Origin of the sequence: Pseudoduganella danionis (genome assembly GCF_009720775.1) — a bacterium.
GTDB classification, from domain to species: domain Bacteria; phylum Pseudomonadota; class Gammaproteobacteria; order Burkholderiales; family Burkholderiaceae_D; genus Rugamonas; species Rugamonas danionis.
In genome coordinates this window covers 20,956-33,133 of sequence record NZ_WNKW01000008.1, presented here as the reverse complement: position 1 = coordinate 33,133, position 12,178 = coordinate 20,956, and the positions used below count along the sequence as shown (strand labels likewise).

Annotated in this window: 11 protein-coding genes and 1 other RNA gene; 6 read left to right on the top strand and 6 right to left on the bottom strand. The window is 60.8% G+C overall.

Annotated features, from left to right (window positions below; translation table 11 throughout):
* Window positions 1-16: 16 nt before the first annotated feature.
* Window positions 17-907, bottom strand: coding sequence for a lytic transglycosylase domain-containing protein (locus tag GM655_RS20385; RefSeq protein ID WP_155436511.1), 891 nt, complete (start codon window positions 905-907; stop codon window positions 17-19).
* A gap of 500 nt (window positions 908-1,407) precedes the next feature.
* Here GM655_RS20385 and ubiD point away from each other — a divergent pair, with 500 nt between their 5' ends.
* On the top strand, window positions 1,408-2,892 hold the full coding sequence (ubiD, locus tag GM655_RS20380; protein ID WP_155436510.1) for a 4-hydroxy-3-polyprenylbenzoate decarboxylase: 1,485 nt from the start codon (window positions 1,408-1,410) through the stop codon (window positions 2,890-2,892).
* Between the two features lie 15 nt (window positions 2,893-2,907).
* An RNA gene (gene ffs, locus GM655_RS20375) (signal recognition particle sRNA small type) lies at window positions 2,908-3,006 on the top strand.
* A 53-nt stretch (window positions 3,007-3,059) separates the two neighbouring features.
* On the opposite strand, the gene GM655_RS20370 is transcribed toward ffs, so the two are convergent.
* A complete protein-coding gene (locus GM655_RS20370; RefSeq protein ID WP_155436509.1) occupies window positions 3,060-3,713 on the bottom strand; it encodes a hypothetical protein in 654 nt (217 codons plus the stop codon).
* A 155-nt stretch (window positions 3,714-3,868) separates the two neighbouring features.
* Here GM655_RS20370 and GM655_RS20365 point away from each other — a divergent pair, with 155 nt between their 5' ends.
* From GM655_RS20365 to GM655_RS20350, 4 genes are read left to right on the top strand one after another with little or no spacing between them, the layout of a single operon-like run.
* On the top strand, window positions 3,869-6,271 hold the full coding sequence (locus GM655_RS20365) for a DNA polymerase III subunit gamma/tau (protein WP_155436508.1): 2,403 nt from the start codon (window positions 3,869-3,871) through the stop codon (window positions 6,269-6,271).
* Between the two features lie 37 nt (window positions 6,272-6,308).
* On the top strand, window positions 6,309-6,635 hold the full coding sequence (locus GM655_RS20360) for a YbaB/EbfC family nucleoid-associated protein (protein WP_155436507.1): 327 nt from the start codon (window positions 6,309-6,311) through the stop codon (window positions 6,633-6,635).
* A gap of 18 nt (window positions 6,636-6,653) precedes the next feature.
* Window positions 6,654-7,244: a recombination mediator RecR gene (gene recR, locus GM655_RS20355; protein WP_155436506.1), complete on the top strand. Its 591-nt coding sequence runs from the start codon at window positions 6,654-6,656 to the stop codon at window positions 7,242-7,244.
* Window positions 7,244-8,458: a CaiB/BaiF CoA transferase family protein gene (locus GM655_RS20350; protein ID WP_155436505.1), complete on the top strand. Its 1,215-nt coding sequence runs from the start codon at window positions 7,244-7,246 to the stop codon at window positions 8,456-8,458. The genes recR and GM655_RS20350 overlap by 1 nt, the downstream gene beginning before the upstream one ends.
* On the opposite strand, the gene GM655_RS20345 is transcribed toward GM655_RS20350, so the two are convergent.
* Genes GM655_RS20345 through GM655_RS22800 form a run of 4 tightly spaced genes read right to left on the bottom strand, consistent with a single transcriptional unit; the run spans window position 8,455 to window position 12,163 of the window.
* A complete protein-coding gene (locus tag GM655_RS20345) occupies window positions 8,455-9,120 on the bottom strand; it encodes an FkbM family methyltransferase (protein ID WP_155436504.1) in 666 nt (221 codons plus the stop codon). The genes GM655_RS20350 and GM655_RS20345 overlap by 4 nt on opposite strands.
* Before the next feature lie 2 nt (window positions 9,121-9,122).
* A complete protein-coding gene (locus GM655_RS20340) occupies window positions 9,123-10,136 on the bottom strand; it encodes a hypothetical protein (RefSeq protein WP_155436503.1) in 1,014 nt (337 codons plus the stop codon).
* 7 nt (window positions 10,137-10,143) lie between these two features.
* A complete protein-coding gene (locus GM655_RS20335) occupies window positions 10,144-11,220 on the bottom strand; it encodes a radical SAM protein (protein ID WP_155436502.1) in 1,077 nt (358 codons plus the stop codon).
* Entirely contained in the window at window positions 11,207-12,163 is a 957-nt protein-coding gene (locus GM655_RS22800) for a hypothetical protein (protein WP_196308815.1), read from the bottom strand. Before GM655_RS22800 ends, GM655_RS20335 begins: the two co-directional genes overlap by 14 nt.
* Window positions 12,164-12,178 lie beyond the last annotated feature (15 nt).

Below are 12,178 nucleotides of genomic sequence, written 5' to 3'. Positions count from 1 at the left end.
ATCGGGGTAGCAGTGCTTACAGGCCGGCGATCTGGGTACCGCTAATCGATTTCTCGCTGCTGGCCAGCGGCTGGGCTGGCTTGGCTGGTACGGCAGCCATGACCGGGGTCGTGGTTGGCACTTTCTTGCCGGCCGAAACCATCTTCAGACGCTGGTATTCGGCCAGTACTTTGGAACCGTAGCCATCGTCGTGCTCGAATGCACCAGCGCCGACGTAGCTCTTCAGGCCGGCTTCGACGGAACCGCCACGGGTCACGTAGTCTTTCAGGATCAGCGAGCCGACACGGATGTTGGCCACCGGATTCAGTGCAGCTTGCGTGCCGCCCATGTCCTGGAACTTGTCATGGTGTACTTTCGACATCACCTGCATCAGGCCTTGCGCACCGACCGGGCTTTCCGCGAACGGATTGAAGCCCGATTCGATGGCCATCACGGCCAGAATCAGCAGCGGGTCGAGCTTGATTTCACGGGCCGTCAGATAGGCTGTGGAGACCAGCATATTGGCGGCATCACCCGCCACGCGGTAACGCTTGGACAGCCACGAGGTCACCCATTGCTGCTGTTTCTTGGTGCCCAGCAAGGCGCGTTCTTCGGCCGTCAGCGGCTCGGTATTGGCCACTGGCGCGCTCGACGGGGCTTCCATCAGTTCCGACAGCGGTGGTACCACTACGGCTTCGGTTTCGGCCTCTGGCGCGCGGTTGAGCAGATTGCTCAGGTCTTTGGCCAGTTCTGGACGGACAAACAATACTGCCATCATGATCAGTGCGCTCACGCCGACGATGGTCAGCGTGTGCTGGGCGGTGGCTAATACACCTTTGGCCGATACGCGCGTGTTCGACAACCACGCTGCTGGCTGGCGGGCCATGTTGTGGGCAAGCTGGCTTGCACCGGTAATACGATTAATCATAGACTTCCCCTGAAATGTCCGTAAAAGCGCTTCCCCGCCAGCGTTGTACGCAGCTAATCGGGTGCTAATGCCGTGCATCAGAAATATCATCGTTCTGCGCCGCTGGGAGCGCGCGCTGAACGCCATCATTGCTTGCCTGAGCTGTAGCTTTCTTTGGTACGCCTGGTACTCATTCGAAACGCCATCAGTCGCAATACAACTGCTTTCGGGGGTAAGGCAGACGCCTTTGGCAAACACTCCTTAAAATGTCATGTGGAGCCCCGACTCCGTGAATGAATGAGCAACACTTATTGTGGTTTGCCTATCGCGCTAAACCGTGTTCTCTTCAAGTAGGGCAGATTGTATGAGGCGTTTTATATCAAGTCAATGATAACAAACAGAAGAGCTATAACTTTTAAATCTTACTTTTTTGCTTGCATTGCGTCTAAAACCAATAAAATCAACCACTTGACCTGTCTTTTTAAACAGTATGCTGATTTGAAAGAAAAAGTAAAAAACCGATGAAATATTCCGATCTACGCGATTTCATTTCTCAACTGCAACGAATGGGCGAACTTAAGCCCATTTTGACGCCAGTTTCGCCGCACTTGGAGATGACCGAGGTGTGCGACCGTACTTTGCGCGCGGGCGGACCGGCTTTATTGTTCCAGCATCCGACCGGCCACAGCATCCCTGTGCTGGGGAATCTGTTCGGCACGGAGCGCCGTGTGGCGCTCGGTATGGGCGCGGAAAACGTGAGCGAATTGCGCAAGATCGGCCATGTGCTGGCGCGCCTGAAAGAGCCGGAGCCACCCAAGGGTTTCAAGGACATCATGGGCATGGGCAGCCTGGTCAAAGCCGTGTGGGATATGGCGCCGAAAGAACTACGCGGCGCGCCGTGTCAGGAAATCGTCTGGGAAGGCGCCGATGTGGACCTCGGCAAACTGCCTATCCAGCATTGCTGGCCCGGCGATATCGCGCCGCTGATTACCTGGGGCCTGGTGATTACCAAAGGCCCTAATAAGAAGCGGCAGAATCTGGGCATCTACCGCCAGCAGGTGCTGGGGCCGAACAAGGTCATCATGCGCTGGCTGGCCCACCGTGGCGGCGCGCTGGACTTCCGCGAACACGCGATCCAGAACAAGGGCCAGCCTTATCCTATCTGCGTGGCGCTCGGTGCCGACCCCGCTACTATATTAGGTGCAGTCACGCCGGTGCCCGATAGTCTGTCCGAATACCAGTTCGCCGGCCTGCTGCGCGGCAGCCGTACCGAACTGGTCAAAGCCATCGGCAGCGAACTGCGCGTGCCTGCTTCGGCCGAAATCGTGTTGGAAGGGCATATCTATGCCGATCCGAATCACCCGAGTGGCTACGAGCATGCGCTGGAAGGACCGTATGGCGACCACACCGGCTATTACAATGAGCAGGATAGCTTCCCCGTGTTCACCATAGACCGCATCACCATGCGGCGCGACCCTATTTATCACTCGACCTACACGGGCAAACCGCCGGATGAGCCGGCCATACTGGGGCTGGCGCTCAATGAAGTGTTCGTGCCACTGCTGCAGAAGCAGTTCTCCGAGATTACTGATTTCCACTTGCCGGCCGAAGGCTGCAGCTACCGTATGGCCGTGGTGCAGATTAAGAAGCAGTATGCGGGCCACGCCAAGCGCGTGATGTTCGGCGTATGGAGCTTCCTGCGCCAGTTCATGTACACCAAGTTCATCGTGGTAGTGGACGAGGACGTGAATATCCGCGACTGGAACGAGGTGATCTGGGCGATTACGACGCGCGTCGATCCGACCCGCGATACCACGCTGGTGGATAACACGCCGATTGATTATCTCGACTTTGCTTCGCCCGTCAGCGGGCTGGGCAGCAAGATGGGTATCGACGCCACCAACAAGTGGCCCGGTGAAACCACGCGCGAGTGGGGTACGACGATCACCATGTCGCCCGAGGTAAAGAGCCGTGTCGATCAGATTTGGCAGGAATTGGGGCTGTAAGGTATAATCATCGCGGACGGGCCCCTGCGCATTGTGGCATGGCCAACCTGGTCAGGTCGGGAACGAAGCAGCCACAGCTATTCACCATAAGTGCCGCAGATCAGGCTCGTCTCCTTCGGGATATCAAAAAAGCTGCCATAGGCAGCTTTTTTATTTTCGGCGCCGTCTTATTCGGCATCCAGTTCCGCCTCCAGCGGACGCTCCGAGGCCAGCATGATGGGGTTTTCCTTCATCCACGCCGATTCCGGCTTGAGCCGGATCTGGTGCTTGGCATCCGTGTTGTAGACCGTGTTGCCCACTTTGAGCTGGGCCGGTTTGCCAAACTTGAATACCACCACTTTAATTGTCGGCACGAACAGGCTGAACGCACCTGCCATCTTCTTGATGGCGTGGTTAGACTGCTCCACGCTGCTCATGATGGGCGTGTAGTTCCACTGGTTGCCCGGCGGTAGCGGGGTGGTGACGTCGTAGCCGGTGTTGGATTTCTCCTCTTTTGGCAGACTGGTCAGAATTTTGGTGTCGTCGGTCAGCCATTTCGGGTTGGGGACCAGATTCAGCCGATAGTCTGATGTCAGGGCTGGCAGCGTATGGCGTTCCCCGCCTTGTACCACGGTCAGCACCACATCTTCCGGCTTGTACGCCTTGTTCAGTGGCTTGACGACGAGGAACAGGTTGATTTTGTCGCGCTCGGCAGGCGGGATGGCGTAGAACTTGTCGAGACGCATCTGTTCAACCAGCTTTTTATATGGCACCCATTCGCGTTCTTCTGCGTGGGCGGCGAGGGACAGCAACAGCAGGGGGAGTAGGGCCAGTTTTTTCATTTATTCACGTAGTTAAAAGAAAAACAAATTGTAGGGCGATCTTTGCCAATTACCAATTCCCATCACGCCTTGTTACAATGTTTCTTTTGGCATCGCGACGCTCGCAGTCCTGCAGCGGCTCCCTCGGCCAGTGCTATCTACGGTAAAATCCCAGCATGTCCTATCAAGTCCTCGCCCGTAAATACCGTCCCCGGAACTTCGACACGCTCGTCGGTCAGGAGCACGTAGTCCGTGCACTGACGCATGCTCTGCATAGCGGCCGTCTGCACCATGCTTATCTGTTCACGGGTACGCGCGGGGTGGGCAAGACCACGCTGTCGCGGATACTGGCCAAATCGCTCAATTGCGTGGGGCCGGACGGGCAGGGCGGCATCACCGCCACCCCTTGCGGCGTGTGCGAAGCCTGTACGGCTATCGATGCAGGACGTTTCGTTGACTATATAGAGATGGATGCGGCGTCCAACCGTGGCGTGGACGAGATGGCGCAGTTGCTGGAACAGGCGGTGTACGCACCGAGCAATGCACGCTTCAAGGTCTATATGATCGACGAGGTGCACATGCTGACCAACCACGCCTTCAACGCCATGCTGAAGACGCTGGAGGAGCCGCCCGAGCACGTCAAATTCATATTGGCGACCACCGATCCGCAGAAAATTCCGGTGACGGTGCTGTCGCGCTGCCTGCAGTTCAATCTGAAGCAGATGCCGCCCGGCCACATCATCGGCCACCTCGATAATATTCTGGGGCAGGAAGGCATCAGCTTTGAAGCGCCGGCCCTGCGTCTGCTGGCTGCCGGTGCGCACGGTTCGATGCGCGATGCGTTGTCGCTGACTGATCAGGCGATTGCCTATGCGGCTGGTGCGGTCACGCTCGATGCCGTGCAGGGCATGCTGGGCGCGCTCGACCAGTCCTATCTGATCCGCTTGCTCGATGCGCTGGCCGCCAAGGATGGCGCTGACCTGCTGGCCGTGGCTGATGAAATGGCTACGCGCAGCCTGTCGTATAACGGCGCCTTGCAGGATCTGGGTACGCTGCTGCACCGTATCGCGCTGGCGCAGACGGTGCCGACGGCGTTGCCGGAAGACTTGCCTGAATATGCCGACGTAGTACGCCTTGCCGCCGCCTTCGATGCAGAAGAAGTGCAGCTGTATTACCAGATCGCTGTGCATGGCCGTAACGAACTGGGGCTGGCACCCGATGAATATGCCGGTTTCTCCATGACGCTGTTGCGCATGCTGGCCTTTCGCCCCGGCGTCGGTGGCGCCGAAGGACAAGCCGCCGCTGCGCCAGCGATGACGCGGCAGGCTGCCGTGGCCGCCGTGCGTGCTGCGGCCGCACCGGCCAGCCGTGCTGCCTCCCATGTACAGGCCAGCCATGCCAGTGTGACGCCGCCTTCCGTGGTGGCCGGTGCTGCTGCCGCGCTGGCCGCGGCTGAAGCCCCACCAGTATCCCGTCCGATGCCGCCTATGCCGGCAGCTGCGACTGTTGTCGCCGCTCCTGTGGCTACGGTGGTTGCGGCACCAGCGCCTGCTGCTGTCGCACCGGCTCCCGCAGCGGCAGTACCAATGAGTCCTGCGCGCGCCGCTATCAATGCAGCGCTAGAAGCGGCCCGGGCAGCATCGCGCCCTGGCGCCCGCTCCGGCGCGGCATCGACACCGTCGGCAGCGGCACCCGCAGTAACGGCGCCAGCACCTGCATCGGCGGCGCCTAGTTCGATGATGGCGGCTCCGGCGCATACACCGCCGGCAGCACAGCCTGCACCACCGTCGTCCCCCTTTATGCAGACGCAACCAGTTGTGGCCGCACGTCCGGCACCATGGGACGATTTGCCCGCAGGTGATACGCAGGCGGCTGTGCTGGAAGCGCCGCCGCAGGCAGTCGCGGTGGCACAGACTCAGCCAACCGCTGCTGCGCCAGCAATGCAGCGTGCTGCTGCACCATCCCGTCCTGCTGACGATGAAGACGATCTGCCGCCATGGGTGACGGAATTTTCCGACGATAGCGCCGTGGCACCAGCCGGCATGCCGGCCTATATGAATGAAGCGCCACAAGGCTATGCCGACGAAGCGCCTGCGGTGGTGATGCCAGCGCGTGCACTGGCGGCGCCCGCCAAAGCACCGTATGCCTATGTGATTACACCTGTGCCGGAACTGAACTGGGACGGTAACTGGCCGGCAGTGGCGGCGACGTTGCCGCTGCGAGGCGTGGCCCAGCAACTGGCCATGCAGGCCGAACTGATTTCCTGCAGCATGGACGGCAATGCCGTCGTGTTCAAGCTGCGCGTGCCGATCGAAACCTGGCGTACGCCGGGCAATGTCGAGAAGCTTAACGCGGCCCTTAACGAGCGCTTCGCCCGCACCGTGCGGGTCGATACCGAGTTAGGCCCCGTGTGGTACACGGCCAGTGCCGAAGCGCAGGCGCACCGCGAGGCTTGCCAGAAGGCGGCCGAACAGACGGTGGCGCAAGACCCGTTTATCAATGCCATGATCCGTGAATTCGATGCCTGGGTCGTCCCCGGCACGATCGTGCCGCCGCCAAGCTCGGCGACACTGCACTGATCATTCTTTACCCTTTTAATCCACGGAGTATTCCAACATGATGAAGAACCAACTGGCTGGCCTGATGAAACAGGCGCAAGCAATGCAGGACAATATGAAAAAGGCGCAGGACGCACTGGCGCTGGTGGAAGTGGAAGGCCAGTCCGGCGCAGGTCTGGTCAAGGTCGTGATGACCTGCAAAAATGACGTCAAGCGCGTTTCCATCGATCCATCGCTGCTGGCGGACGACAAGGACATGCTGGAAGATCTGGTGGCCGCTGCCTTCAACGACGCCGTGCGCAAAGCCGAAGCCACTTCCGCTGAAAAAATGAGTGGCCTGACTGCTGGCATGAATCTGCCAGCCGGCTTCAAGATGCCTTTCTAATCCGCTGCGCGCCGGCCCATGTCCAAATCGCTGGAGTTTCTGACGGAAGCTTTGCGCCGTCTGCCCGGTATCGGTCCCAAGTCGGCGCAACGGATGGCTTTTCATCTGCTGCAGCATGACCGCGAAGGCGCGGACATGCTGTCGCGCGCCTTGCAGCAGGCGGTGAGCGCGGTGCACCACTGCGCGCTGTGTAATACCTTCACCGAAGAAGAAGTCTGCGATACCTGCAGCGATGAGCAGCGCGAGCGCCATCTGCTGTGCGTGGTCGAGACACCTGCCGATCAGCTCATGATCGAACAGACCCTGACCTACAAGGGCCTGTACTTTGTTCTGATGGGACGCTTGTCGCCGCTGGATGGCATAGGCCCCAAGGACATCCATCTGGAAAAACTGCTGGCCCGCGCCGCTGATGGTCTGGTGACGGAAGTGGTACTGGCCACCAATTTCACCAACGAAGGCGAAGCCACGGCGCACTACATCAGCGAAATGCTGAAGGCGCGCGGTCTGCGCGTGAGCCGTCTGGCGCGCGGTGTGCCTGTTGGTGGCGAACTCGAATACGTGGACGCGGGCACCATCGCCCGCGCCATGCTGGACCGAAGGGCTACGTGATGACGTCGAAGCAGGCCATGCCGCTGGCTGGCATCAAGGTACTGGAACTGGGCACGCTGATTGCGGGCCCTTTTTGTGCGCGCATGCTGGGTGAATTTGGCGCCGAAGTGATCAAGGTGGAGTCGCCGCAGGGCGGCGATCCTATCCGCACCTGGCGCGTGCTCAAGGATGGCACGTCGCTGTGGTGGTCGGTACAGTCGCGTAACAAGAAATCGCTGACGCTTAATATGAAGAGCGAAAAAGGCCGCGAGATCGCGCGCCAGCTGGCGCTCGAAGCCGACATCATCATCGAGAACTACCGCCCCGGCGTATTGGAGAAATGGGGCATGGGCTATGAACAGCTCAAGGCCATCAATCCCGCCACCATCATGGTGCGTTTGTCGGGCTTCGGCCAGACGGGCCCGATGAAGGACTTGCCCGGCTTTGGCGCCATCGGTGAATCGATGGGCGGGCTGCGCTATGTGTCCGGCCATGCCGACCGTCCGCCCGTGCGGGTGGGCGTGTCCATCGGTGATTCGGTGGCGGCGCTGCATGGCGTGATCGGCGCCATGATGGCGCTGCGTCATCGCGATGTGACGGGCGGCCGCCTCAATGGCGAAGGCCAGATGGTGGACGTGGCGCTGTATGAATCCGTGTTCAATCTGATGGAATCGCTGGTGCCGGAATACGACCACGCCGGTGTGGTGCGCGAGCGTACCGGTGGCGCCTTGCCCGGCATCGTGCCATCGAATACCTACACCACGCGTGATGGCGAGAATATCGTCATTGCCGGTAATGGCGACGCCATCTTCAAACGGCTGATGCTGGCCATAGGCCGCATCGATATGGCTGGCGATCCCGAACTGGAACGCAATGATGGCCGCGTCAAGCGCACCGAAGAAATCGACGGTGCGATACAGGCCTGGTGCGACACCATGGAGATCGATAGCGCGCTGACGGTGCTGAAAGCGGCCGATGTCCCGGCAGGGAAAATCTACTCGGTGCGCGATATGATGACGGACCCGCAGTTCCTGGCGCGCGAGATGTTCGAGCAGCACCAGTTCGCTGATGGTACGCCCGTCAAGCTGCCGGCCATTTCGCCCAAGCTGTCGGCCACGCCGGGGCAGACGCGCTGGATAGGCCCGGCACTGGGCCAGCACAACGAAGAAGTGCTGCAGTCGCTGGGCTACAGCGCGGAACAGATCGCTGCGCTGAAACAGGACGGCGTGCTTTAACGCCGCCGCAGGGCTGCGCTGCGCCAGGCAGCGCTCAGGCTCGCGGGTAGGCTGAGGTCTGCACTCAGGTAGGCATCGTCGATGCCGAAATCATGCACGCGCCGGTAGCCGTGCCGGTTGAGTAAGCGTTCGATCTTGTCACGCACGGGCTGGCGGTTATGCTCGACCGTCAGCACGCGGAAGCGGTAGTGCTCGAACGGGAAGCCGCGCAGTATGGCCAGCTCCGAGCCTTCCGTATCCAGACTCCAGTAATCGATCACGGCAGGCGCTGCGCAGGCCTGTAGCAGCTCGCCTATGCTGCGCGTGTGCTTGCGTACGCTGGCAGGCTGGGCACCATAGCAGCGCTGCACATAGCGCCACATCATGGCGGAATAGTGGCGGCGTATGCCGCCTAGCATGCCGGCGCCTTCGACAAATTCCACTTCGCCTGACGTCTGATCCAGACAGTCGGGCAGACACAGACAGCGCCGGTTGTTCTGCAAGGCGGCGAAGTAGCGGGCATTCGGTTCCACGCAGATGCCGTGCCAGCCATAGTCGCGCTCCAGCAGCAGGGTATTGCTGGAGGTGATGCCGTCGGTGGCGCCCGTGTCGAGAAAATAGCCGCCGCGCAGGCCGTTCAGCACCTGCAGTACAAAATAGTCCTGCCCTAGCTGCGATGCCATGGCTAGCCTCTGCGCTGGCGACGCAGTGCTGCTGAACGCCAGCCGCGTTCAAACTGGGGCTGGAGTCGGGACTGGGCCGGCTGTGTATCGTCCTGATGGCGCTGGCCGTACAGCAGAGTGACGTTGATGCGGCGGCTTTCATAGTCGTCGCGAAAGTGGCAGCGTGCCGTGCCATGGAACAGATCGGAATCGAAGATGATGGCGCGATTCTGCCGGTAGGGGATGTAGTAGGCCCGGGCGCCGCTGGCGCTCAGGTAGCGGCGTATCTGTTCGGGGCGGCGGTTGTATTCTTCGAATTGCCAGTCCGCTGGTGCTGCCACGTCGTAGATGTGCATGCCGCCGCTGGCCGGATCGAGGTTGGCCTGATCGGGCGTGATCCAGAAATTCACGTTGACGGCGGCAAAGTCGGCATTGACATCATCGCCTGGCATGTCGGCCGGATATTTGTAGGCCCAGAGCTGGGTGAGGCGGTAGCGTGGACGGATGATGGCGGGCAGTGCGGCGTACAGGGCGGTGGCTAGCTGATCGAGCAGGGCGCAGCGCAGCCCTTGATGGTACAAAGCGCCTAGGCGGCCATGCGAGTAGCGCAGCGAATTCCAGATCATCGATTCCAGACAGTAGTTGCGCAGGCTGGCCAGTGCGGGGCGCGCAAGGAAGTCGTCGATGATGACGATGTGGGGCTGCCGCGCAAAATATGCCTGTTCCACTGCGCTGGCGTGCCACTGGCCCAGCGGTTCAACTACGGCTGCTGCAGGGCGCCGGTGCAGAGTGCGGTTGTAGATGCTGCCTATGGCTTGCAGCTCTGCTGCGCTCCATTGCTGCCGTTTGCTGACGCCTTCGGCCACGAGCTGGTCGGCTAGCTGACGGTAGCGGGCGGCCATGGCGTGGTAGGCGGGATCGAGCAGGCCGCGCATGCCCAGATAATCGAACTGGTCGGCATCGTGGCGCAGCTTGGCGACGGTAAGCGGCGCGGTCGGCATCGTCGCAGATGGCGCGGGCATGGGCAGGGCGGACATGGCGCGCTCAGTTCTGCTCGTGCAGCAGTTGTGACAGGGTTTCGGGTATGTGGATGTCGTCCAGCCATGCGGCCTGCATCACTTCAGCGATCATTTCCTGCCAGTGGCTGGCAATGACGTTGCGGATGGCGTCGTCATGGTAGAGCCGCTGGCACATCTGGCACTGGTGAGCGTACATGCCTTCCCAGCGTATCGTCGGATCATGGGTGGCGGCCCATGCCACCACTTTGGCGGGACCCTGATAGTGTATCCACAGTTTGAGGAAATCCTGCTCGGCTTCGCTGATGGCGTGTTGCAGGCAGTGCGCTTCTGCGGTGGTGCTGACATTCAGCTCTGGGATGACGCGCAGGCCCAGCCCGCAGCAAGCGCCTACGCGGCCATCGGCTTGCAGCGTGTAGGTTTTCAGCACGCTGGTGCAGCCGCCGCGCATGGCGGCAGCCTGTACGTCGCAGGCCACGCCTTGCGGGTACTGGTACACGGTGCTGTGGTTGAGCGGCATCCACGGACTGCTCAGTATGGTCAGATAGCTGCGCTGCTGCAGCGTCAGGCTCTGTAGCAACGGATGGTCTTGCAGCGATTCCGGCGTGACGGTGCGTTCATCTTTCAGTTCCATCATCACGTGGGTGCGCAGCTTGCGCTGGCAGGCGGCCACGCAGGCGTGCGCCACCCGTTGCAGCGGAATGTAGCGAATATGTTCGTCGCCCGTGCTGTAGTTGATTTCCGATAGGCCGGCCGCCATCAGTGCGGCCAGCTTGTCGTGCGCAACGGCTGTGCTGGTAGCCCAGTGGGCATTGGTCACCAGCCTTACAGGCAGACGATAGCTGGCGGCACGCTCTATGCCACGCAGCAGGGTGGCCCATTCCAGCGTCGCTTCGCCGCCCGTGAAAACCACGTTGCAAAAGCCAAGTGCGTGGGCTTCGTCGATGGCGGCCAGCACTGTGTCCAGATCGAGGTGGGCACGCTCGCGCGGGCTGGATAGGGTGCCGCAGTCGGCGCAGGCGGCCGGACAGGTAAAGGTCGGCATGATGGATAGTGTGCGGCGGCGTTGCGGCAGCGGCGCGGCGCGGGCGTCAGCGGGTTTCATACATTTGTACTTCGCTGAGGTTGAGCAGGCCGCGTGTCTCCAGCGTGATGGCGTACTGCACCAGTGCTTCGATGGTGACGCGCACATATTCCTGTCCCCGATAGGGATCGTATTCGGAATTGTCGGTGCCGGTATCGGTACCGTCATCCGTGCCTTCATCGGTGCCGGTGTCCGTACCCGTATCTGTTCCTGTGTCGGTTCCTGTATCGGTGCCCGTGTCGGTGCCCGTATCCGTTCCCGTATCAGTGCCTGTATCCGTGCCTGTATCCGTGCCAATATCGGTGCCCGTGTCCGTGCCAGTATCTGTCCCGGTGTGGGTACCGGTCTGGGTGCCCGTATCCGTACCTACTTCCGTACCTTCATCCGTACCGGGGCCGGTGCCTATGGTGGCCGAGCTGTGCTCGAAATTCTGCGTGCTGTTGGAATCGTTGATGGTGCGGTGATCGGTAGGGACAAGGAAGCCCGATGCAAAGATGGGGCTGCTGGTGAACAGCATGGCCTGCTCCATGCCGCCCAGTGCAAAAGGTGATTCGCGTTCCATGGCAGCGCGGATCAGGGCAATGATGGCGTGTTCGTCACCGTATTTGATGACGGCATTGCCGAAGGCTGTCATGAACTCGCTGCGCGAGGGTGTGCGCTGCTGGTGTTCACCCGCGTAGTTGCGCAGCCAGTGGCGCATTTGCCGGTTGGCCAGCACGGCATAGACTAGCTGATTGCTGACGGAAGCGCGCTGCGGCGGCAGATCCATGCCTTCCGCATAGTCGGCCAGTACCTGTGCGGGATCGGTAATGAATTGTTCGCGCAGCAGGTAGTCATGGGCCATGGCTTTGAACAGCGCCTCTACCCGGCGGGCGATGGCTGCCGCATGCAGCACCAGCGGTTTGCGGCAGGCCGGTCGCTCCGGTGCAAACACCAGACGGAAAGAATGTTCTTGCTGGTCCATAGTGCCTCCTGTGCT